The sequence below is a fragment of the Saccharospirillum impatiens DSM 12546 genome (assembly GCF_000423605.1).
GTDB classification, from domain to species: Bacteria; Pseudomonadota; Gammaproteobacteria; order Pseudomonadales; family Natronospirillaceae; genus Saccharospirillum; species Saccharospirillum impatiens.
Map to the genome: position 1 here is coordinate 55,259 of NZ_AUIH01000009.1, position 23,564 is coordinate 78,822.

Sequence of the window (23,564 nt, forward strand, 5' to 3'; positions counted from 1 at the left end):
CGAAGGTTCATGGTGGTCGCATCCAGCGCTGTACGAACCACAGCCTGCTGGACTGATGAGACCTGAGGCAAATGACACAGAACCGGGTGGGGCTGTGGCATTTGCCTTTGGTATTGCTCCCCGCCCCGGATTACAGTAATGGACGCATTTCTCAGCTCGACCCTGGCAGTTTCCCTGGCGGAAATTGGCGATAAAACCCAACTGCTTTCCCTGTTTCTGGTTACCCGGTTTCGTAACCGCTGGGCCATTGTGGCTGGCATTTTGGTAGCTACGCTTGTCAATCATGGTCTGTCAGCCTGGCTGGGTACCCTGCTTGGTCAGTGGACCCCCGGCAGTTGGGCCCGCTGGGCAATCGGCGGCAGTTTTATCGCCGTTGGCCTGTGGATGCTGATACCAGACAAAGACGACAGCGGTCCCAGCCGCTTCGATTCAATGGGAGCATTCGCTGCCACCCTGATCCTGTTTTTCATCGCGGAAATTGGTGATAAAACCCAGATCGCCACGGTCTTGTTGGCTGCCCAGTATCAATCGACACTCTGGGTCACACTGGGCACCACTCTGGGTATGCTGATTGCCAATGTGCCAGTCATTCTGGCGGGTAACTGGTTAATGCAGCGCCTGCCGGTTCGCGCCGCGCACATCGTTGCCTGCTTGCTGTTTATCGGCTTTGGACTCTGGACAATCACTGCGGGTTAGCCGGTCACATTTACGAACAAAATTTTACCGCACCCAAGCCCTCTATCAGGGGCTTCGAGGGCAAGTGATTACTTGCACTCTATTTTTCCAAACATCTACATATTGACAGAGAGCCACCAAAACAACACCATATATAGGCATTCGGTGATTTGAGCGGGTGATCTTCGATACCCCGCTCAACCGGGTCTTTACAGGGAATTCAGGCCAAACAGCGCCGCAATCCGGCGACTGTCAAACACCGGTTTTTGTGTGTTTCATTCAGCCTTCCCGGCAGGGTCGCTACAGCGATTCAGCCCGTTACAGACCCCCCGCCCAGTGCACCCCAACATATAACGCGTCAGGCGAAGTAAACGACACTGGCAAAACCAACTCGGGCCGTCACTCAGTTGGTTTTGCCAGCCTTTTGCCGATGCAGCCCCAACAGCGGAGGAAGCGCAGGTGAGTACAGCAACCATTTCAGTGAAAAAACGCGGTGGACGAAGCGAACCCCTCGATCTCGACAAAATCCACAAAGTACTGAATTGGGCCGCAGAGGGGCTGGACTCGGTATCCGTTTCCCAGGTTGAGCTGAAAGCCCAGTTGCAGTTGCACGATGGCATCACCACCTCTGATATTCACGAGACCCTGATCAAGGCAGCCGCCGACCTGATCAGCGAAGAGTACCCCGACTACCAGTACCTGGCCGCGCGCCTGGCCATTTTCCACCTGCGTAAACGTGCCTACGGCCAGTTTGAACCCCCGTCACTGCGCCAGCACGTGGAAAAGATGGTCGAAGATGGCCGGTACGATTCGCACCTCTTTACTGACTACAGCGAAGCCGACTACGAGGCAATGGAAGGCTTTCTGCGCCACGAACGCGATCTGAACTTCTCTTATGCGGCAGTCAAGCAGTTGGAAGGCAAATACCTGGTGCAAAACCGGGTGACGGGTGACATTTATGAATCGCCTCAGTTTCTCTACATCCTGATCGCGGCCAGCCTGTTTGCCAGCTACCCGAACGCGACCCGACTCGACACCATTCAGAAATTCTATGAAGCGGTATCGATGTTCAAGTTATCCCTGCCGACGCCGGTCATGTCTGGCGTGCGCACACCGACCCGTCAGTTCAGCTCCTGTGTACTGATCGAAAGCGATGACAGCCTCGACTCCATTAATGCCACCTCTGCGGCCGTCGTCCGTTACGTCAGCCAACGCGCTGGTATCGGTATCAACGCCGGCCGCATTCGGGCTATCGGTTCCCCCATTCGCAGCGGCGCCGCCTTCCATACGGGTTGCATTCCGTTCTACAAGCACTTTCAGACTGCGGTTAAATGCTGTTCACAGGGCGGCGTACGCGGCGGTGCCGCGACCTTGTTCTACCCTTTGTGGCACCTGGAAGTAGAAAGCCTGCTGGTGTTGAAAAACAACCGCGGTGTCGAGGAAAACCGGGTACGCCAGTTGGACTACGGGGTTCAAATCAACCGGCTGATGTACACCCGTCTGATCAAAAACCAGCCCATTACCCTGTTCAGCCCGTCGGACGTTCCCGGTCTGTATGACGCCTTCTTTGAAGATCAGGAAAAGTTCGAGCAGCTGTACGCCGAGTACGAGCAACGCGACGACATTCGCAAGCAGCAGATCCCCGCTGTTGAGCTGTTCTCAACTTTGCTTCAGGAGCGGGCATCCACCGGTCGGATCTACATTCAGAACGTGGACCATTGCAACACCCACGGTGCCTTTGATCCGAAACAGGCGCCGGTGCGTCAAAGCAACCTGTGCATGGAAATCACCCTGCCCACGAAGCCCTTGCATGACATCAACGACGAGACCGGTGAAATCGCCCTGTGCACACTGGCCGCCTTTAACCTGGGTGCGATCGAATCGCTCGATGAACTGGAACCGCTGGCCGAGTTGATCGTGCGCGCGCTCGACAGCCTGCTGGATTATCAGGACTACCCGGTCAAGGCTGCGGAACTGGGTTCCATGAAGCGCCGGACGCTGGGCATTGGCGTGATTAACTACGCCTACTATCTGGCCAAGCACGGCAAACGGTATTCCGATGGGTCCGCACTGGACCTGACGCACGAAACGTTCGAAGCCATTCAGTACTATCTGCTCAAGGCCTCCAATGTGCTGGCTGAAGAAGTAGGCGCTTGCCCCGGTTTCAGTGAAACCCAGTATGCCCAGGGCAAATTGCCGATCGATCACTACAAGAAAGACCTCGATAAAGTCTGCAATACCGAATTAAAACTGAACTGGGATGACCTGCGTGCACGTATCAAGCAACACGGTTTGCGCAACTCGACACTGACGGCACTGATGCCCTCAGAAACCAGCTCACAGATTGCCAACGCCACCAACGGCATAGAGCCGCCGCGGGGTCTGGTCTCAGTCAAAACGTCGAAAGACGGGGTGATGAAGCAGGTGGTACCTGACATCGCCAATCTGAGAGACCAGTACGACCTGCTGTGGCAACAGCCGAACAATCTGGGCTACCTGAACCTGGTGGGCGTGATGCAGAAGTTTGTCGACCAGTCGATTTCCGCCAACACCAATTACGACCCGTCTCGTTTCAACGGCAACAAGGTCCCGATGCAACAACTGATCAACGACCTGCTGACGGCTTACAAGCTCGGTGTTAAAACGCTGTACTACCACAACACCCGCGACGGTGCCGGCAGTGCCATGGACGATGACGATTGCGCCAGTGGCGCGTGCAAGATCTGAGGAGAATGCATGGCTTACCAAACCTTTAACCAGCGCGAGTTTGATACGTTCAGCCAGCCGATGTTTTTCGGCGAGACGGTGAACGTCGCGCGTTACGATCAGCAGAAGTTCCCGATTTTCGAAAAGCTGATCGAAAAGCAACTGTCGTTTTTCTGGCGACCGGAAGAAGTGGACCTTACGCGCGACCGCAAGGACTTTATCGCCCTGCCCGCGCATGAGCAGCACATCTTTCTGAGCAACCTGAAATACCAGACGCTGCTCGACAGCGTACAGGGTCGTTCGCCCAATGTGGCACTGCTGCCTCTGGTGTCGTTGCCCGAGCTCGAAACCTGGATCGAAACCTGGGCGTTCAGTGAAACCATTCACTCGCGCTCCTATACGCACATCATGCGCAATGTGCTGACCGAGCCGGGCAAGGTGTTCGATGACATCGTACACAACCCGGCCATTGTCGAACGCGCAACGACAGTAACGCGGTACTACGACGCGCTGATTGCAGGCACTCAACGCTTTCAGGTTCAATCCGATGAATGGCAGGCCAGTGCTGAGGGCCAGACCGCATTGCGTGAACTGAAACGGAAGCTGTACTTGACGCTGGCTTCTGTCAACGTACTGGAAGCCATTCGCTTTTACGTCAGCTTTGCCTGCAGTTTTGCCTTTGCTGAGCGCTCAAGAATGGAAGGCAACGCCAAAATCATTCGCCTGATCGCACGCGATGAAGCCTTGCACCTGACTGGCACCCAGCACATGCTGAATCTGATGGCGCGCGGCCACGACGACCCGGTCATGGCCGAGATCGCTGAAGAAGAGCGCGACAACGTCCGCCAGATCTTCATCGACGCCGCCCAGCAGGAAAAGGAATGGGCCGCCTACCTGTTCAAAGACGGGTCGATGATTGGTTTGAACACAGACATTCTGGCGCAGTACGTTCAACACATCACCGACCAACGCCTGGCAGCCATAGACCTGGAGCCGGCTTTCGGTTCGCCCAAGAACCCGCTGCCATGGATGGATGCCTGGCTGCAAAGCGACCAGGTGCAGGTCGCTCCTCAGGAAACCGAGATCAGCACCTACCTGGTCGGGGCCTTGCAAAGTGATGTCGATACCGGTGCACTGGAAGACTTCGAGTTGTGACCAAAGAGGTCAACCCGAACGCGTCGCAGACGCACCGTATTACCCTGTTTCCCTCGCCAGAGCCAGTGACTGTATTGCAGCAACTGGAAAAACGGGGGTTTCAGGTGCCTTATCAATGCCGGGAAGGGTATTGCGGCGCGTGCCGCATGGTGTTGATGAAAGGCTCGGTCGACTACGTTCAAGACCCACTCGCCTGGTGTGGTGACAGCGAAATCCTGGCCTGCAGCTGCGTCGTCGTCGTGGATGCCACCGTCACTTTCAAAGCCTGAAACCCCTGCACAAATGAGAGTGGCAAAGGCCTCAGGTTCGTTTCTGCTTCAGTTAATCAACATCTGAACGCCCGACTCTGTTGCCGGCGCCTTGTCATTGCTTAACTGGGACAGTGGCGCGGTTTTTAACGCTTCCCGGATCAGCATTCGGCTGGAATGACCGGTTTGCGGAAAACGGCTGTAACCCGCTTTCCAGTTCAGGTTCCAACCCGTTACTTTCAGCACAGTCGCCGCATTGCCAAGCTTGTCGAAGGTCTGCTTAACGGCTGCGGAGTCAATGGCGTCGTGCACCACAAGGCCAAAAGTACTGTTGGAATAGCGGGCGAGATACACCCCGCCCGGCACCCGCTTTTGGATCTGTTCCGCCAGTGCATGCAGCCTTTGGCTGAGGGTCTCACTGGCAACACCCGCCGATAGCTCGCGGTAATTCGCCATCTCCAACATGATCAGTGTAAACGGTGACGCACTGCCCCGGGTTTCAACCAGAGATTCCAGCAAGTGGTGCTCCAACCTTGACCGGTTTGGCAAGCCGGTTGCTTCATCTTCAAACGCCATTTTCTTGACCCGCTCAGTCTCCTGGCGGCTCCACTCCTCTTCGCTATTGCGTGCTTTGATATCGCTGTAAACCGCTAACAAGGCGAAAATAATGAATAAAACAGACGCACCCACCACGGGCGTACCGATCGCCGAGCCGGTCAACTGGTTGCTCATAGCCGGCATCGCGCCAGGCGGATAAATAACAGCCACCATGCCGCTGTAGTGCATGCCACAAATAGCAGCCCCCATAACCAGCGCGGCAATCCCCTGAAAGCCAACCGCCTGACGCCCGACCAAACGCTGGGTATACCGGCAAATCGCCAGGGCCGCGCCTGAAGCACCCACTGCAATTACAATCGAAAGGGTAAACCAAACAGGGTCGTAACTGACCGATGGGGTGATGCGCATCGCAGCCATACCCAAGTAATGCATCACAGCAATACCCAGCCCCATCACCAAACTGCCGAGCAAGAGAACGCCCACGCCAGCGACCGACTTACTGATCAGAAACAGAGCCAGGCCAGATGCCAGGACGGCGGCGACCCAGGAGACGACGGTCATCGTCAGGTCGTAGGTCATGGGCATGTCCATCTGGTACGCCCCCATGCCAATAAAATGCATGCTCCAGACCCCCAGGCCCATCGACAAAGAACCCAGTATGAGCCAGACCTTGCGCTTGGTGCCTTCGACCCGGGTTAACTGGGTACCAAAATACAGGGCGCAATAAGACGCCAGAATAGCCACCAGATAGGACAAACTGACCAGCGAAATATCGTAACTACCTTCCATGCTCACCTCGAACAGCGAAATCGACATTGGTTTAATGCTCAACATCGATACTACGCGAGAAAGTGTGATTTGGATCACACTCCGCGCGTGAATCGCCTAACGAATGGCCTGCTTTGACTGGAACGATCATTCCCACAGATGGGATGGTGAGGCGCAAACTGGCAAGTGCTCTGGGAAGGGTGTTCAGAGGTTATTAGGCAGTCATCAATGTTACCGGAACATCCATGTTCCGGTAACAAACGACTTACAGTCAACGAATGTCGGCAGCTCCCTAGATGTCTGAATACAGTGCGGCTTGTTCGGCGTAGTCCTGGTAGGCCGGAATCGCTATTGCAGCCAGAATACCAATGACGGCCACGCCGCCCATCGAGCCCTGCAAGGGATCAAAGGGGTGCGTTTCGTAGCCATAGGTTGCTTGTAGGGTGTCGCCCCGGTAGGTAATCGACAAACTGGCTCTGGACTGCTCGGGCAGTTGAGCAACAGGCGCCACGGGAAACGCCAGCATATCAATTTCGGTGTTGAGCATGTGCGCCAGCGTTTGCAAACCTTCCAGATAATAGTGGTAGTTGGTTTGTATCAAGGAATCGAACTGGCCAATAAACTGAGTGGTCGGTTGATCCGAATGTTGCTGACTCCAGTCGGCCAGTGAGACCCCGGGCGCTGCTTGTTGGCGGGCCAGCAGTACCTGTGGAACGGTGGCGAAATACCAGATGCCGTCCTGCTCAATATACCAGCCCCGGGAATCCTGACTGCGGTGGAACCAGTCCGACATTGCTGGCATGCCCGGGTCCAGCCAAAGTTTTGAAAATGGCAATTGCAAACGACTCATGGTGCCGGCCGGTGTGGAGAATGCCGTTGTTTCGGTATAACCGAGATAACGAAGGTCATCCAACACGCTGGCAAACGCTTCGGCATCTGAGGGCTCCAGCGCCAGATAGCTGCCGGCATCGTCAGCAATAACACTGAACCGGCCAGCCAGTCCGGCGGCAAGCGAGGTCCAACTGACGCCTGTCTTGGCGGTCAGCTGATTCAGGTCACGTACTGACCAGTCGGATGCGGATGCCAGCCGGCGCACCCAGTCCTCATCCGGTATGACGGTGGTAAAGTAATGGTCGGGCTCTCCCAGACTCTTGACCTGGGTTGCAGGGTTGTCCGGCAGCGACAGATCCCACAGCGGCCCATTCGTGCCTCGCACCAACACAGTTGTCTGGCCCTGACCGTTCCGGGACCCCATGGCCAGTGCCAATTCCTGAGTATTCATCAACCCCAGTGTATCCAGTTCACTGACTTGCGATGCGGGCAGAAACGTCTCAACTTGGGGAAGGACAGCGGCCGTGTTCGCCCACAGATAAAGCCCGTAACGGCTGTCTTCCAACGCGGCCTGTCGCTTGAGAGCGGGATGCTCGGGGTTGGCCACTGCACCCAGTTGCGCCAGCGATTGCGCACTGCTGGCAAAGCCAGCTGATAGCGTAAAACGACGAGTTTGGGGGTCGAACTGATAATAGCCGGGCACGACACCGAAACTCAGTCGACCAGGCTCGCTTTGGGTGGCCGGTGCCAATTGGCGCACGCCCGATTGCCCCTGAAGCAACGTGCCGAGTTGTTGTTCAAACGCCGCCCGGGAATCAAAATCCAGGCGCGCTGTCAGTTGTAACTCCGCACCGGTAACAGCGGTGCCTTGCGGCAGACGCACGGCCAGTTCGAGTGGCGACCGCAACCGGTCCAGCAGCAGACCGGCAGTTGCGCCCTCTGCCCCAAGAGGTGCCAGTTGTTGGCGCAGGGCGTCGAGCAAGGTCGTCACCGCGGCCCGGTTCGCATCCGTCGCCAACAGATCACCCATGGCATTGTTTTTAGGTGCGGTTATCCAGGCACTGGGGCTGGGCACGCGAGCATAGGTAATGACATCAGCATCCAGAGTGTCAATCAGGCTGGCTGGTTCAGCCAGGGAATCCGGCCAGTTGATCCGGGCCTGTGATTGAGTTGAAAGGTTACTGCAACCGCTTAGCACGAACGCGCCAATCAGAGTAAACACACAAAAAAAACGAGTCACTGAGTCAATCCTTATCGTCAGGGTCGGGGGTAATTAAGGGTTGAGAATAGCGGGATCTGACAACAGAGAAAAGGGATGACTCAACTCGCAGGTCATCCCTACTGTATGAAGGGCTCGCTCACCCCATCAGTGATTGGATTCATGATACAGGTCAAGCGCCTGAAACGGCTGGTTCAGCCGATCGACATCGATGCTGTCCAGGTCTTCCAACGTTGCATCCTCGGTCAGACGTGACGCCGCCAACGGCAGCTCGACCGTAAACTGCACACCGCGCACATCAAGCGGCGTAAACTGTATGCCGCAGTGTTTGCGTGCCAGACTGATATCCAGCACCCACGCTGGGTTATCCGGCTGCTGAGGGTCTAGCCAGTTAATACTGCGCAGCGACGTGTCGAGCACCTTTATCTGAGGCTGATGAGCATCCGCCGACGATACTTCAACCGAGCGCAAGGGTTGCTCAAACGACCAGTTCAGTGTCTTTTCGGTATCGGTTACACCGTGTCGCTGGCACACCGGCAAGTCGTCTTCAATCTGAACGGTAAACGAATCGGTATGCACATCGCCGTTTTCAAACTCCAGACGCAATGTCATCTGACGAGCGTTATTAACGATGTTTTCGATGGCAATTGAACCGTCGTAGCCTTTAACGATTTCACCGACAAAAAACAGGCCGAGTCCCTTGCCGTGGTTCTCCTTCACCCGACGTGTGGAATACCCCAGTTGAAAGATTTTGGTTTTGTCTTCTTCACTGATGCCCGGGCCACTGTTAAAGACCTGAAGCCGGACCTTGCCAGAGCGTTCCAACAGCCGCACGCCAATGCGACGGTATTTGTGCCGATAGGGCCGCTTGCCACTGAAAAATTGAGCGTTTTTAAGCAGGTTTTCCAACAACAACACCCAGTGATTTTCATTGCCCAGCACAACACCACAGGGTTCCATCAACAACCAGAACGACGGATCATCCTGCCACTGGCAGGGCAGGCCTTCAGCTACTGCCGTGTGCAAGGACTCCGGGGTATTCAATAGCGGTGTCAGTGCTCGAACCAGACCGGCGACCGGCGAAAACGTAGGCTGCAACTCATGAGAGTCGGCTGATTCGGGGTTCAGTGATTGCTGATAATAGGGTTCTTCCAGATCACACAACTGATTGGCCAGATGCAGCGCAATGTTGTCGGTTGTGGCCAGATCCAGCAGGTCCCAGACGTAACGCAGCTGTTGCAGGGCTTCACGGGTTCGCGTCTGGTCGGTTTCGCTCAGTTCGGGTTGAGCAAGCGCCAGTTCCAGAGCCGATTGCACTTTGTCAAAACCGATCACACCGTTGTGACGAACCTCGGCAGCGATGCTTTTAAAATGCAGAAATTTTTCATCATACTCAATGTATTCGAGCAATTTATCGCTGATGAACAGTTTCAGCTTGTCGGCATGTCCGGCGTAAGTATGGACCTTGTGTTGCAGTTGCTTGCGGCTTTGCCACAGGTGGTTATATTCGTCCTGCAACTGACGGGCTTGCTGCTTTTGCTGACGACGCGCCTGAGCAAACCGGTGCGCATCGTTGATCAGGAAGATGAGAAAAATAGCGCACAGGGCCATTTTCAGTCGCGGGTCCAGTACCCAGCCTGGTATCTGGTAATACGACAACAAATCAGGCTCGGTGATCAGGTAAAAATAGGCGACCAGCGCCAGCCCGAAAAAACTGCTGAGCACGCTGAACCGCTGCGGCCAGCTCGGCTTGAAAGGACGGTCCGACTCAGTGCGCAACGTCATGGTCTGGTCTCCAGCAGTAGGCTTCCTGATCGCCAAAGGTCACGATACCGGCACCTTCCCGGCAACGCTCGGTAAACCGCCCATCGCCGTCTTCAACCTGATCGAAAGCGCGTCTCAGGGTGCGGATGTGTTGCCGGTAGTTAGCGTAGGAAAACCGCTCCGGATCGGCATCGAGCTTATCGGCGATTTGCCAGGTCGACAATGGGCTGGGCGCTGCCTCAACCAGAAACCGCAGTATTTTGCGCGGCGTCGGTGCCAGCGGGCGGCGCGAGTTGCTCGGGTTCATCAATTTATGCCCGCGCCAGAACACCTCCCAGGTGCGGGTATCGATGCTCAATGACCCGCTGCGCAGCGTATCGCTGTCGGGCTTGGCCTGATCGCCGGGTTGATGACGCTGCTGACGCAACACCGCTTGAATGCGCCAGCACAGCACCGCTTCAACATTGCGCTGGTGTTTGGCGATAAAATCCAGTGTGCCGTTCTGTTCAAAGGCGGCCTGTTCGATGTCTGTACCACTGTGCTCCGACAAATACACCACTGGCAAATCCGGCCAGCGCCGCTGCAAAGCCCGTGAAACGGTCAGCCCCGCATGGCTGTTGCCCCCCATATGAGCGTCGAGTAACGCGACGTCGGGGGCATCCTCGTCGGAGCATTGTTTGATGTACTGGCAAGCGGCTTCAGCGAACTTGAAGACTCTGACGTCCGTTGGTGAACCGTTAAAATCGGTCGCCTCCAGTGTCGGTTTAAACCGCTCGACCCAGTGGGACTGGTCCTCTACCCATACAATCCGGGTCATGCGCGTTACTGCCTTTTCTGCTGTTATCGTTGAGACATCTTTACTAAAGCTTCAAAGTTCGTTCAGTGGCCATGGCCCGCGGCAGCTACCGGTGGTACCTCTGCGGGGTCGGCGTAAATCCGTCCATGGAGCCTAGACCGCAACATCCATGTTGCGGACTCCCCCGCAGAGGTACCACCGGCATCTGCCGCTCACATTGTGCGAACTCCCAAACTCCGCATCTTTACAGTCTAGCACCCCAACCGGCCCTGAAATGTGACTGAGGTTGTATTACTCGCTTGCGTGGCAAAGCATCCTTCGCTAGCTTGGCAGTTATTCCCTCATTTCCGGAGTCCGACATGGACGAGTTCATGCAAGCCGCGCTCGATGAAGCCAAAGCAGGCGTCGCCGAAGGCGGCATCCCAATCGGCTCGGTGCTGGTGCACAAGGGCCAGATTATTGGCCGGGGTCACAACCGCCGGGTTCAACAGGGCAGCGTGGTGCTGCACGGTGAGATGGATGCGTTGGAGAATGCCGGCCGCCAGCCGGCGGCGGTGTATCGCGAATCGGTGCTCTACACCACGCTATCGCCCTGCCCCATGTGCAGCGGCGCCATTCTGCTGTACGGCATTCCCAAAATCGTGATCGGTGAAAACCAGACCTTTCAGGGTGACGAGGCATTGCTGAGCAGTCGCGGCGTCGAGCTGGACGTACGCCAGGAACCGGGCTGCATCCACCTGATGGAAACCTTTATCCGCGAACGGCCAGATCTGTGGAATGAGGATATTGGTGAGTAAACCCCTTGGCTACCAGGCCTTATGAGACAGGTAGTCACAGGGCAATCTGCTATGGTAACAACCTTGAATCCGTTGCCAATCGGGTTGCCGGGCTTGCCTGCTGAAAGCTCGCCGTAAACCCCAGATAGGTCTACCCGGTGCCTGACACGGATCCCTGGCACCGAAGCAAACTAACCCCGGGTCATTCTGCCAGGGCCGCATCCAGGTATCGGGTCAGGGTTTGGATGCTTTGCGTTACATCGTCGAGCCCGCCCTGGCGAATATTCTTGTAAACCGCCTGTTCACTGATCTTCAGTGATGTGGCCAGCGTCGCTACGGTATCGCCCTGCAGCAAGCGGTGCAAGATCACCAGTCGGTTAGCCTGCCAGCTTTGCCAGTGCCGGTCGAGCAAGTGCAGGGTACTGTTGATCAGGTCCAGCGGCTGGCCGGAAAAATCACCGGCCAGGGCTAGCTCATGATCTCCCTGTTTAAGGTACTCGATGCTTTCACGGGCGGCGTGAAACGCCGGGCCGTCCATGCCAATTGCCTGTTGATGATTAACCGGTGTGGTCAGGGCCCCCAGGGACAGGGCAAAGCGCAACCGGACAGGATATACGGCCGCCCGAATCGCCAACAGGTCAGCAAAGACCCGATCAGCGGAGCTCAGGACTGCCTGAAACTCGTCTCCGAGCGTAATGGTATAGGGCGAGAGCAGGCCCTCTTTCTGCTGGTTCAGACCATTGAGTATGCTCTCAAGATCACGTTGAACCCTGGCCCGGTCGGGCAGGTTTCTGGAATCTATGATGTCGGCAATGATGATCAATCGGTTCATACCGGAAGCTTAGCTATCACGGCCAAAATATCAACCTAAACGGTTTATTATAAGTAATTTAAACCAACATGGATTAATGCCAAGAAATAAACCGATATGGTTCAAATTCCCCCACCCTGGCGATCAGTGAAAAGTTGCGCCCTGAAACTCACAGAATTTTCACCGCCCTGCCCGACACTACCTCCTGTCAACTCAACGGAGGCTTTGCCATGTTTCAACAACTGCTCACTGTCTGGTCCGATTCCGCTGCCATCTCGGCCGCGATCTGGCTGGTATTACTCGTCACGGTACTGTATCTCGGGCGCCAGCAGGCGCATCAACTGTTTTCAACAACCGGCCGCGCGATATTCACCGCGTTGCGTCTGGCATCACGCTCGGTGTTACGACTGGAACAAAGGCTCAGCCAACGCAACCGCGATGTCCTGATGGACCTGGGCCGTATGGCGTCGGAAAAGGCCATAGAACGTGAATTTACCCGGGTCAGCACTCTGGTCGCCCGCGATCTGGCGCACTACCCAAGCCTGCATCGCACGCTGGCCGATGCCATCGAGAAAATTGAAGCGGATTATCAGGCCAGCTCGCTGTCGGCTCCGTTGCCTCCGGCCTGGTCTGACGTCGTCGATACGATTTCAGCGTTGCCCAAGAGTGCCGATCCGGCCTTAAACAAAATTCTCGATAACATTAAAGATGCGATTGAAGACTCGCATGAAGAGACCCTGAAAGCTTTTCAGAAAGCCACGCTGGAGCGTCACGGCCACCTGGCCAAAATGCACCCGCAATGGCGCACGCTGAAAACCACCATGGGCAAAGTCGAAACCACACTCGACAGCCTGGAAGAGCGGACCCGCATGATCGATGGCCAGATGGACCGCTATGAGTCGATTCGCAACAACGAAGATGCCGCGGCCAACTCATTGTTGTCGTCATCGCTGACCCAGTTTTTCATCTCCGGGCTGGTACTGATCATTGCGGCCATGGGCGGCCTGATCAACTTTCAACTGATCGCCCTGCCCATGTCGGAAATGGTAGGCGGAACCGCCACTATCGGTGCGTTGCGCATGTCAGACATTGCCGCATTGGTGATCATTCTGATCGAGATTGCCATGGGTCTGTTCCTGCTCGAATCGCTGCGCATCACGCATCTGTTCCCGGTCATCGGCAGCATGGATGATCGCATGCGCCGGCGCATGATTGTCGTCACGCTTACGCTATTGACCATACTCGCGACCATTGAGGCATCGCTGGCCTACATGCGTGACTTGCTCGCGCTGGACCGGGCCGCACTGCAACAGTCGCTGGCGGGTGTCGGCGTAGTTGAAGCTCAGTTTCGGTGGATTCCATCCATCGGCCAGATGGTGATGGGCTTTATCCTACCGTTCGCACTGGCGTTCGTCGCCATTCCGCTGGAGTCATTCATTCACTCGCTGCGCACCGTACTCGGCATGATTGTCGTCGGCCTGTTGCGCACGGTTGCGGTTGCGTTACGCCTGGTTGGTAATCTGGCCAGCCACGCCTGCAAAATACTGACGCACCTCTATGACCTGATCATCATGGTGCCGCTGGGCATTGAACGACTGGTTCGTCACCGCTCCACAGCGCCGGACCTGACCGACACCGCCAAACCTGCCGAAAAGACGTCCGACACGAACGAGGCCCCGGCGGCCAGCAGCAAGCCAAAGCGCAACCGAAACACCAAGGTTGAACCCGTACTCGGCGACACTCAGGAGGTGACCCCATGAAGCTTGTGACCGATTCAGCCCGACTCAGCCGACACATCATGACCGTGTTGCTGATTACCGCTTTGCTTAGCACCGGCCTGTTGGCCGGATGCGGCGAGTCGCCGATCAAAAGCCGGGCGGTCTACATGCTGATCGACACCTCAGGTACCTATACCGAGCAGCTCGACAAAGCAGAGACCATCATGAACTACTTGCTGGCGACCCTCGACAGTGGTGATTCTCTGGCTCTGGCGCGCATCGACAGCGCCAGCTTCAATGAAGAAGACATCATCGCCAAAGCCACCTTTGATGTACGTCCGAGCACAGCCAATGATCAAAAAAGGTTGTTCCAGCACCACATGCAGACCTTCACCTCAGAACTGGTGCGTGGCAGTGCCCACACTGACATCACCGGTGGCGTCTTGCAGGCAATTGATTTTCTGAACGAAACGGAAGCTGACGAGAAAACCATTCTGGTGTTCAGCGATCTCGAAGAAGATCTGCCCGAAGGCCATGTCCGGGACTTCCCGATTGACGTTTCGGGCATCGAAGTGGTCGCGCTAAACGTCACCAAACTGACACGGGACAACATCGACCCGCGCGATTACGAGAATCGGCTTAATGACTGGCAAAATCGCGTGATGGAGGGCGGTGGTCAATGGCGGGTGATCAACGATCTGGAACGCCTGGACCGTTTAGTAGCAATGAACTGAACCGGGCCAGGCTTGCCCCGGGCTACAACCCGGTGAAGATGGCCAAACCGGAAGGATTGAGTGACAAGGCGAGCGTGAACAACAGGGTGGTCAGGAGTAAAGCCCACAGTTTGCTGCGCAGTTCCATGAAGATTTCGAGCTCCTTTGTGACGGGGGGTCGTCTTTCTAAAAAACCAGCCGGGATCTGACTTTGGAGGGGACAAATCCCGGCTGGAAACCATTCAGCGTTTTCAACAACCCTGTTAGCACTCAGCCAACGCCTTTGCGACAGAGGGTGACAAAGGCGTTAACGAGGCGAATTCCATTTACCCCGGTTCAGGACCGTGCTCCTTCCCCGGGGCCCAACGCTGAATCGACCTTCGAGATCTATATTATTGATAATAATTATCATTTGCAACAATTAAAGGAGTAATCTGGTCTCCGCTCAGAACACCCATTCACGCATAACCATTTTTTGAGCAGATATCTGACGTGGTCATCCACCGCTAGCTATTCAGTTTTGCACCCAGAGGTATGACGAATAGACAAAGGCCGTGACAGTATGAAAGACCCAGCTATAAGGCAGACGGCTCGATGGGAACTTATATTAAATAATATTGATAATTATTGTTATTAATATTAGCATCTAATACACACTCAAACGGTTTCGGAATAGTTAAACTCACGGATGCTCCCTATCGACGCCATCAATCAGGGTCACTCTGCCCCAGTTAGTACAAGCCCGACCTGGCAGGCGGGACTGTCGGTTGGTGTATCAGTCGTCGCGCACCTGGCGCTGGTTGTCGCCATAGCCCAGGCTCAAAACCCGAAACCGATTCACCTGGATCGGCAGCTGCCTCAAACTACTGTCGCGTTACAGCTCAGTCAAACATGGGCAGAACCAGCCGCCTTACCGGAGAGCCAAACCCCCCAACGCTTGATCGCCAGTACTCGCGCCTCGATATCACAACCAGAGCAAGAACCGATTGTCGGGCCTGAACCAGGGCGGGAACACGAACCGGAACCAGAAACCATCCCTGAGCCTGCACCTGAGCCCCTCCGCGAACCGGATCCCACCCCTGCACCTGACCCATTGCCAGAACAGGAACCGGAACCACCGGTAGAACCGGATCCAAAGCCTATTCAAGTAGCGGAGCAAACAGCCATTGAAAGGCCAGAAAACGAAGAACTGTCAAACAACACTACTGCACCAAACACAACGAATGTACCGGGCGAGTCGAGCCTTGCTGCCAGCCATCAGGCGACCCTCAGAGAACAACTCTACAACACCTACCTGGCCGCCCTGATGCAAGAGCTTCGCAACAGTTTCGACTACCCTCGCGGCGCCCTTCGCCGTCGACAGGAAGGCCGGGTCGAAGTTGCACTGCGAATAGAAACCGACGGCACTATCGCCGGCGTGACTCTGGATTCAAGCTCCGGCTACACTCTGCTCGACGAATCAGCCATCGCTATGATTGAAAGAATTTCCGGTTTGCCTGCCTTGCCTGAAGCTGCGGGCAAAGAAGGATTGGCGGTATCGGTACCGATTGATTTCAAATTGAACTGACACTCTGAACATTCGGCGTCGCTGCATTCACTCAAGCAACCGCCGGTTAGCCACCACATTACACAAAAAACCCCGGGCGACTCAGCGTCGTTCGGGGATTGAATAAAACCGCTGGTTAACCGTCAGTCGGCTGCACGAAACCGCACGGTGATATGTCGCCCAGCATCAGCATCATTGTAGTAATTAATCAATTGAACCAGCATCACGGTCTCTGTTTCCAGGTTTTCAATGCCGTACACACGATAATTTGGCCAGATGCCGTGTCGACCAAGCAGGTCGTAGGCATACCAGGGTTGAGTGGTAATCGCGTTGCTACCCTTGTCTTGCAAGAAAGCGCGTGAATTGAGTTCGTTTCCATCGACTTCCTGGTCAGCCCCAGTTTCTGACATGGCGTCCATAAGACCGGCTTCACCACTGCCGCTGACACCGCCATTGGTCAGTAACATAAAACTGCGCCCATCAATTTTGAGTTTTAAATCCCAACTTGTCGACGTGTCGCAATCGACGGTTGTACCGCTGTCGAAATCGAAACAATCCAACTCACCATCAGCGACATCTGCAGCCCAGTTCACGGCCGTTGCCGAGTAGGTGCTGTCGCCACTTCCCTGCACAAAAAACTCGGCCTCAAGACTCAATACATCACTGGCAAAGCTAACCTCCACAACGTTCAACTTGGCAAAACTATCGCCTTCTGCTGAGCGCACCACCCACCAGGCATCATCATTAGCTGATACAACATGGGTCATAAAGTTGTAGTTATAGAAATTCTCGCCATCACGACCGAGTGCGGCATCAGTAGTTTCTGTTGAAAAAGTCACGGATGCCAGATCATAACTCGCCAGTAAATGCTCCTGCTCGGAGTTTGCTGTTGCGTTGGTAAATACGTTGGTCACAGGTTTATCTTCTGCATCAAAGAAGTCGCTCTGGTCAGCCAGCAAGGCTGATGCAGCTCTCTCCGAATTCACTCGAACCGAGGTTGTACTGAATGCCAGGTCCCATTCGTCATCGACCGTTACTTCAGCAGCCTGGCCCAGGCTTAAAAAAGCCCAATCATTGGAAGCATCCAGCATCAGGGATTTGAAATCTCCACTGGATTGGTTACCGGAATCATCATCGGGTGCATTGTCATTGGAATCATCCGGGTTACAGCCGGCCAGAAACAATGCGGGCAATGTCGCTAATAGCAAAGCATGGGTGGTTGTCATACAGTTTCCTTACTTACATGGGTTTGGGTTTTCGCATCTTCTATGTTGAGAATTTCTCATACTGAATACTCAATAATTGCAAAATACCGAGTGCAGGCTACCGGGTAAGGAAGCTCAAAACGGATGCCGGTACTGAACACCCAACGCATACTGGCGACCGCCAATAGGCAAGCCATCACTGCTGCCGTTCGTGGGTGAGATTTCATCGGTCAGGTTGTTCACTGCGGTGGTGAGCGACCAGGCAGGTGTTAACTGATAACTCGCAGAAACATCCACCAGGGTGTAGGGATCAACTGGCTGCGTTTCTTGTTCGCCATAGAATTGAGGGCCGGTGTAGGCGATCTGGGTGCGCAAGCGAAGCGGGCGTTCAATACCGAGTTGCCATTCATGCGTCAGCCCCAGTGTGTATTCGGGCCGCTGCGCCAGCCTGTCGCCGGTCGCTTGTGAAACCGCGTGCAACCATTGAGCGTGGGCAGACACCTGATGCGCGCCTAACTGATGGTCAGCCGACACATTAATGCCATACACTTCGGCCCGATCGATGTTCTGGTACTGGTAAACCGTGACCCCGGGTTCATCGCTGTCGGTTTCAGCGGTGACGATCAACTGCTCGATGTCCCGGTAAAACAACTCGACAGAAACCGGGTCGACAACCCATTCAAGTTGACCCGACACCGATGTTTCGGGCTCCAGGTCAGGGTTGCCAGTAACGCGGTAACCGTGCAACTGACTGTGATCGAACTGGTAATACCGTTCTTTCAGATCGGGCACCCGATAGCCGAGCCCGAGACTCGCCCGCACATAGCTGTATGCAGTCACATCCCATCGGGTGGCAAGGTTCGGCGCCCAGTGCACGCCGTAGGCCTCATCCCAATGGCCACGCAGCCCACCCACCAGTTCCAGTCGATCGGTTGCAAACCAACTGTCCTGGGCAAACAACTCCAGGCTTTGCTGATCGACCGGTGCTATTTCATCTTCACTGGCGGCGTTTAGGTCCGCTTTGTCCTGCGCCAGACCCGCTGCGCTCACCCGGGCACCCAGTACCGCATCATGCATGTCGCCAGACAGTTGAAAGCGACCTTCCAGCGCGGTATTCCACAACGCATATTCGCGTCGTAAATCCATCCCGCTGCTGCCCAGCTTGTCTTGTTCCGACACGCCCCAGCCATAACCGGCCGAGGCAATAAGGTCGAGCCGCTCTCCAATCGCCTGATATTGCGCCGACACCTTTTGCTCGTCAGCCGAGCTGCGATTCGGGTTACCCGTTACCGCATGGGCACCGGCCCGGGTCAGATCTGAACCGCTCCAGTTGAACGCTAAACGATGATCCCGCTCGGCATACAGATCAAACCGCTGAGCCAGCGACCAACTCAGTCCATTGGGCAGGTCTTCGGCCCAGGTATCGGGGGTTTTGTCGAGACCGGCGTCCTGTGTGAGTGACCAGGTGGTGGCCGAATAGCCTCCCGGAATCGGCGCGGCGACGCGCCCGGCCCAGTCGATCTGGCTGGGCAATCGCTCGGTTTCCGCTTCGTATTGCCGTGCATTCACGCTGATTTCAAATTCTGGCCGGTCGGGTTCACGACTGACCAGGTTAATGACACCACCCATGGCCGCGCTGCCATACAGTGCCGATGCATTGGCCGACACCACTTCGATGCGCTCGATATCAGCCAGGCGCAACGTACGGGTATCAATTCTCGACTCATTGACCTGATTCAGCGGTACGCCATCGCGCATGATCAGAACGTGCTTTTCAGACAAACCGTTCAGCAATATCGATGAACCGGTCTGGCCGTGCGTTTGCTTCAGTTGCAGCCCGGGAATATCCGCCAACAGGTCTTCCAACGTGACCGCCTGCGTCGACTCCAGTGTTGACCGGTCAATCACCCGAACCGCTACCGGGCTGTCTTCGGCAGTCACTTCCGACAAGGTACCGGTCACCACCACTGGCGCCAGCGTCACCGGTTCGGCCCAACCTAAAAGCGGAAACCAGGAACCGATCAATACCAGGGCCAATCCGGTTGCGGTTCGTCGCGAATGTTGAAAAAGGGTTGCCTGTGGGCTTCTGATTGCTACTACCACGCCACCTGTCCTTCTGAGTCTGGAGAGTTCGGCCCAGCCGAAGCTAAAACTTTTTGATTACTATTTGCATTTAGTAATTACTCGCATTTAATATATCGACAAGCGCCGATAAGCGTCAAGAACAAATGATATTAATTCTCAAATAGATAGAGAGGCCGGGTTGCTAACAAAACAGCCCGACTCGCCAAAACAACACCACGACAAAGGACACCGCCATGACTGAATCCACCCTCGCAAGCGCCTGGCTGCAACTGAAACAGGATCAGCCTTCACTGCGCATCCGCAACGCTGCCGAACTGCTTGGTGTTTCCGAGCTGGAGCTACTGCTCGCTCAACCGGGTGCCAATGCGGTGCCGCTGCAACCCACCGGACGAGACCTCGCGCTTCACTTGCCGGGGCTAGGCCGGTTGATGGCTCTGGTACGCAACGACAACGCTGTGCATGAAACCAGCGGTCGCTTTGCCGACCTTCAAGGGGGCGGCATGATGGGGATGTTTCTGACTGGAGAGTTGGGAGAGCAGGATCAGAGATTTTTTTTCCGGAACTGGCGTTACACCCTGGCGGTTACCGAAGGGGAGCGGCAGAGCATCCAGGTGTTTGACGACAGCGGCACCGCCGTCATCAAACTCTATCGGTTGGTGGACACCCAGATCGCCCATTGGGAAAACCTGGTTGCGCAACACAGTGACACCCCCATCACACCGGAGTTTGCCGAAGCCCCTGCCTATGAGCGTACCTCCCTGTCTGGCTCAGCCGAAGCCATGATGCAAGACTGGCGGGCACTGACCGACGTACACCAGTTCAACACCCTGCTCAAAAATCACGGTGTGGACCGCTTAAGCGCCTTTGAAGCCGCAGATGACGATCTGGCCCTGCAGGTTGATGCTCATCTGATCGAAACCGCCCTGTTCGCCTGCCAGCTACGTCAGATTCCGCTGATGACCTTTGTCAGCAACCGCGGCGCCGTGCAAATTCATACCCGGGTGCCGGGCACGCTGCGCCGTACCGGCCCCTGGTTCAACATTCTGGATCCGGACTTTAACCTGCACCTGAACACCGAAGGGCTGGCCAGCGCCTGGATCAGCCGTCGCCCTACCGTCGATGGCTGGGTGCATTCTCTGGAAGGGTTTGATGAGCAGGGCCGCTCGGTTGTCCAATTCTTTGGTCAGCGGGCAGAAGGCCGGCATGAGCGCGAAGACTGGCGCGCCCTGATGGACGAACTGGTCAGCAAAGCGGTGGTGGCGGCATGACAAGCCTGAAATGGAAGGCCCGACTGGTGATCGCGGCTCTGGCAGCGACAATGAGTTTCGCGAGCCAGGCAACCGCGGATCGCCTGGTCAGCATCGATGGCTCGCTCACCGAGATCATCTATGCATTGGGTGGCGAGGCCGATCTGGTTGGGGTCGATACCACCAGCATTTATCCACCAGCGGCGACTGAACTGCCGGATGTCGGTTACATGCGAGCCCTGTCTGCCGAGGGCATTCTGTCACTGGCACCCGACCGGGTGATCACCACGGCCGATGCGGGACCCGCCGATGCGTTGTCGCAACTGCAAGCGGCGGGCATCGACATTGATATTCTCGACAATACACCGTCTCTAGCCGGGCTGGTGGCCAAAATTCAGAGCACGGCAACGGCTGTCGGTCGCAGCGAGGCGGGCAACCAACTGGCGGTGCAGGTCGAAGCCGATGTAGAGCAGGCCCAAAGGGCGATTGCCGAGCAACTCGGGCCTTTGAATGTGATGTTCGTGATGGACGGTGGCTCGCGCGGATTTCAGGTCGCCGGCCGCGATACGTTGGCAGACGGGGTTCTCGACGTCGCTGGGTTCACGAATGTCTTCGCCGACATTCAAGGCTACAAACCGCTGACCCCGGAAGCGGCCATTAATGCCAACCCCGATGTCATTCTGGTGTTTCACAGTCAGAAGTCCCTCGATGAACTGGCGGCCAACCCGGCCCTCAGCCTGACACAAGCGGTACAAAATGGTCAGCTCTACAACGTCGATGACCTCGACCTGCTCAGCTTTGGGCCGCGCCTGGGCATCGCTTTGCAGGGCTTGCTGGAACGAATGACGGACCGGTCATGACCACCCGGCTGTTCACCGTTTTGATTGGCGTGTTACTGGCGCTGGCGCTGATGACTGCTTTGGCCTTTGGGCCAGTACCCGTCAGTTTGCGTGAGCTCGGCATCTGGACTTTGCACTGGAGCCCGATGTCGTTGCCGGACTTGCCCAGGCACATCGACATTGTGCTGGGTGATATCCGACTGCCCAGAGTGCTTATGGGGTTGATGATCGGCGCGTCACTCGCCATGGCGGGTGCTGCCATTCAGGGCTTGTTCCGCAACCCCCTGGCCGACCCGGGTTTGATTGGTGTATCCAGCGGCGCCGCTCTGGCTGCCCTGGCGGTGATCGTTCTGGGCAACACGGTTCTGGCCGGTTTTATGGCCACGTTCGGTTTTTTGGCCCTGCCCTTCGCTGCCTTCGTGGGTGCCTTGCTGGTGACCTGGATCATCTACAGCATTGCCCGACTGACACCGGGAGGCGGCCAGGTAACCACGTTGATCCTGGCCGGGGTGGCGATCACCGCATTCAGCGGCGCCGTTTCAGGGCTACTGACCTATATGGCCGACGATGCCGCGCTGCGCTCCTTCACCTTCTGGAGCATGGGCAGCCTGGCCTCGGTCACGTGGCGGGATCTGGCCATCGCCGCACCCTGGATGAGCGTGTCACTGATCGGCTTTCCACTGTTGGCCGGCCCCTTAAACGTCATGCTGATGGGTGAATCCGTCGCCAGCCATCTGGGCATTGACCCGAACCGGATTCGGCGTCGCGTCTTCGTATTGACCGCCCTTGCCGTTGGTGCCGGCGTCTCGGTGGCGGGCATGATCGGCTTTGTCGGCCTGGTTGTGCCCCATCTGGTGCGCCTGGCGCTTGGACCAGACCACCGCGCGCTGATTCCACTGAGCGGTCTGGTGGGCGCAGCGCTGCTGGTCTGGGCCGACATCCTGGCACGCTTGCTGGTCACTCCGGCAGAATTGCCGATCGGCATCATTACCGCCCTGCTCGGCGGCCCGTTCTTTTTGTATTTGCTGATGCGACAAACCACAGAAGGCATTCAACATGATTAACGTTGCCCAACTCAGTTGGTCTATAGGCGGGCGTCGCCTGCTGGACTCGATTTCGTTTCAATTGGCGCCCGGTGAAGTTGTGGCCGTTATCGGTGCCAACGGCGCTGGCAAGTCATCCCTGCTCAAAGTCGTTAGCGGTGAATGGCCTGTACAGCAGGGCAAATTGAGTTACGACGGCGAGCCGATAAAAGGGATTTGCAAGCAGGCCCTGGCGAAGCGTCGTGCGGTTATGCCTCAGTCCAGCCCGATGAATTTCCCGTTCAAAGCCTGGGAAGTTGTATCCCTGGGGCGCACGCCATTCGGGCTGAACAATTCACGACGAGAACGGCAAACCGCTCTGGAGCGACTGGAACTGACCGGCACCGGGCATTTGGCCGAACGGTATTACACAGCGCTCTCCGGTGGCGAAAAACAACGGGTGCAGTTAGCGCGCGTGTTGAACCAACTGTTGTCATCCCAGGCTGACCATCGCTACCTGTTTCTGGATGAATGCACCGCCAGCCTTGATCCATCGCACCAGCATCAGGTGTTCCAGCGAGTGCAAGCGCTAACCGACCAGGGCATTGGCGTCCTGGCCATCGTCCACGACATTCACCTGGCGGCCCAATATGCAGACAGGGTGCTCATTCTGAAAGACGGCGCCCTGCTCGATTCGGGGCCAGTCAAAGACTGTCTTACCCCCGAAGCGATGGTGGAGGCGTTTTCTCTGCACACCCACCGGCTGAATCACCCGGAAGCCGATTGGCCATTACTGGTCGCTCGTGAAAACCCCTTAGTCGCACCGCACATTCCGGACATAGAAAGCGCAGACGTCGCAGTCGGTTGACGCTACCATAGCGT

The 23,564-nt window shown here is 56.2% G+C and carries 19 protein-coding genes; 12 read left to right on the forward strand and 7 right to left on the reverse strand.

Going from position 1 to position 23,564, the window contains the following annotated elements; genetic code table 11:
• The first annotated feature begins 138 nt into the window (after nt 1-138).
• From G565_RS0108335 to yfaE, 4 genes are all read left to right on the forward strand, one after another.
• On the forward strand, nt 139-696 hold the full coding sequence (locus G565_RS0108335; protein WP_028670515.1) for a TMEM165/GDT1 family protein: 558 nt from the start codon (nt 139-141) through the stop codon (nt 694-696).
• A gap of 438 nt (nt 697-1,134) precedes the next feature.
• The gene (nrdA, locus tag G565_RS0108340) at nt 1,135-3,402 is read left to right on the forward strand and encodes a class 1a ribonucleoside-diphosphate reductase subunit alpha (protein ID WP_028670516.1); all 2,268 of its coding nucleotides are present in this window, start codon (nt 1,135-1,137) and stop codon (nt 3,400-3,402) included.
• Between the two features lie 9 nt (nt 3,403-3,411).
• Nucleotides 3,412-4,536 (forward strand): class Ia ribonucleoside-diphosphate reductase subunit beta, encoded by a 1,125-nt coding sequence (gene nrdB / locus G565_RS0108345; protein ID WP_028670517.1) that lies wholly within the window; start codon nt 3,412-3,414, stop codon nt 4,534-4,536.
• Entirely contained in the window at nt 4,533-4,805 is a 273-nt protein-coding gene (yfaE, locus tag G565_RS27595; RefSeq protein ID WP_028670518.1) for a class I ribonucleotide reductase maintenance protein YfaE, read from the forward strand. Before nrdB ends, yfaE begins: the two co-directional genes overlap by 4 nt.
• Nucleotides 4,806-4,853: 48 nt before the next feature.
• Here the strand turns inward: yfaE and G565_RS23490 are convergent, their stop codons facing one another.
• From G565_RS23490 to G565_RS0108370, 4 genes are all read right to left on the reverse strand, one after another.
• Complete coding sequence (locus G565_RS23490) at nt 4,854-6,158, reverse strand: sensor domain-containing diguanylate cyclase (RefSeq protein ID WP_051207608.1); 1,305 nt, start codon at nt 6,156-6,158, stop codon at nt 4,854-4,856.
• A 244-nt stretch (nt 6,159-6,402) separates the two neighbouring features.
• A complete protein-coding gene (locus G565_RS0108360) occupies nt 6,403-8,181 on the reverse strand; it encodes a hypothetical protein (RefSeq protein ID WP_028670519.1) in 1,779 nt (592 codons plus the stop codon).
• 126 nt (nt 8,182-8,307) lie between these two features.
• Nucleotides 8,308-9,945, reverse strand: a complete 1,638-nt coding sequence (locus tag G565_RS23495; RefSeq protein ID WP_051207610.1) for a sensor histidine kinase — start codon at nt 9,943-9,945, stop codon at nt 8,308-8,310.
• Nucleotides 9,929-10,741, reverse strand: a complete 813-nt coding sequence (locus G565_RS0108370; RefSeq protein WP_028670520.1) for a response regulator transcription factor — start codon at nt 10,739-10,741, stop codon at nt 9,929-9,931. Before G565_RS0108370 ends, G565_RS23495 begins: the two co-directional genes overlap by 17 nt.
• A gap of 338 nt (nt 10,742-11,079) precedes the next feature.
• On the opposite strand from G565_RS0108370, the gene G565_RS0108375 reads away from it, so the two are divergent.
• Nucleotides 11,080-11,517 carry a nucleoside deaminase gene (locus G565_RS0108375; protein WP_028670521.1) on the forward strand — a complete coding sequence of 146 codons (438 nt, stop codon included), beginning with the start codon at nt 11,080-11,082 and terminating at the stop codon, nt 11,515-11,517.
• Nucleotides 11,518-11,698: 181 nt separating this feature from the next.
• Here the strand turns inward: G565_RS0108375 and G565_RS23500 are convergent, their stop codons facing one another.
• On the reverse strand, nt 11,699-12,328 hold the full coding sequence (locus tag G565_RS23500) for a SatD family protein (protein ID WP_051207612.1): 630 nt from the start codon (nt 12,326-12,328) through the stop codon (nt 11,699-11,701).
• Between the two features lie 209 nt (nt 12,329-12,537).
• On the opposite strand from G565_RS23500, the gene G565_RS23505 reads away from it, so the two are divergent.
• From G565_RS23505 to G565_RS0108400, 3 genes are all read left to right on the forward strand, one after another.
• Nucleotides 12,538-14,067, forward strand: coding sequence for a hypothetical protein (locus G565_RS23505; protein WP_051207613.1), 1,530 nt, complete (start codon nt 12,538-12,540; stop codon nt 14,065-14,067).
• Nucleotides 14,064-14,759, forward strand: coding sequence for a VWA domain-containing protein (locus G565_RS0108390; RefSeq protein WP_245584152.1), 696 nt, complete (start codon nt 14,064-14,066; stop codon nt 14,757-14,759). The genes G565_RS23505 and G565_RS0108390 overlap by 4 nt, the downstream gene beginning before the upstream one ends.
• 667 nt (nt 14,760-15,426) lie before the next feature.
• Entirely contained in the window at nt 15,427-16,305 is an 879-nt protein-coding gene (locus G565_RS0108400) for an energy transducer TonB (protein WP_028670523.1), read from the forward strand.
• 122 nt (nt 16,306-16,427) lie between these two features.
• Here the strand turns inward: G565_RS0108400 and G565_RS0108405 are convergent, their stop codons facing one another.
• Both G565_RS0108405 and G565_RS0108410 read right to left on the reverse strand, forming a co-directional pair.
• Nucleotides 16,428-17,375 carry an HmuY family protein gene (locus G565_RS0108405; RefSeq protein WP_169579626.1) on the reverse strand — a complete coding sequence of 316 codons (948 nt, stop codon included), beginning with the start codon at nt 17,373-17,375 and terminating at the stop codon, nt 16,428-16,430.
• A gap of 249 nt (nt 17,376-17,624) precedes the next feature.
• Entirely contained in the window at nt 17,625-19,592 is a 1,968-nt protein-coding gene (locus G565_RS0108410) for a TonB-dependent receptor plug domain-containing protein (protein WP_084649292.1), read from the reverse strand.
• A gap of 215 nt (nt 19,593-19,807) precedes the next feature.
• On the opposite strand from G565_RS0108410, the gene G565_RS23510 reads away from it, so the two are divergent.
• The 4 genes from G565_RS23510 to G565_RS23515 are packed head-to-tail and all read left to right on the forward strand — an operon-like array spanning nt 19,808 to nt 23,550.
• Nucleotides 19,808-20,842, forward strand: a complete 1,035-nt coding sequence (locus G565_RS23510) for a hemin-degrading factor (RefSeq protein WP_037338354.1) — start codon at nt 19,808-19,810, stop codon at nt 20,840-20,842.
• Nucleotides 20,839-21,681 carry a heme/hemin ABC transporter substrate-binding protein gene (locus tag G565_RS0108420; RefSeq protein WP_051207615.1) on the forward strand — a complete coding sequence of 281 codons (843 nt, stop codon included), beginning with the start codon at nt 20,839-20,841 and terminating at the stop codon, nt 21,679-21,681. The genes G565_RS23510 and G565_RS0108420 overlap by 4 nt, the downstream gene beginning before the upstream one ends.
• Nucleotides 21,678-22,724 (forward strand): FecCD family ABC transporter permease, encoded by a 1,047-nt coding sequence (locus tag G565_RS0108425; protein ID WP_028670527.1) that lies wholly within the window; start codon nt 21,678-21,680, stop codon nt 22,722-22,724. The genes G565_RS0108420 and G565_RS0108425 overlap by 4 nt, the downstream gene beginning before the upstream one ends.
• Nucleotides 22,717-23,550 carry a heme ABC transporter ATP-binding protein gene (locus tag G565_RS23515; protein WP_051207617.1) on the forward strand — a complete coding sequence of 278 codons (834 nt, stop codon included), beginning with the start codon at nt 22,717-22,719 and terminating at the stop codon, nt 23,548-23,550. The genes G565_RS0108425 and G565_RS23515 overlap by 8 nt, the downstream gene beginning before the upstream one ends.
• Nucleotides 23,551-23,564: the final 14 nt, after the last annotated feature.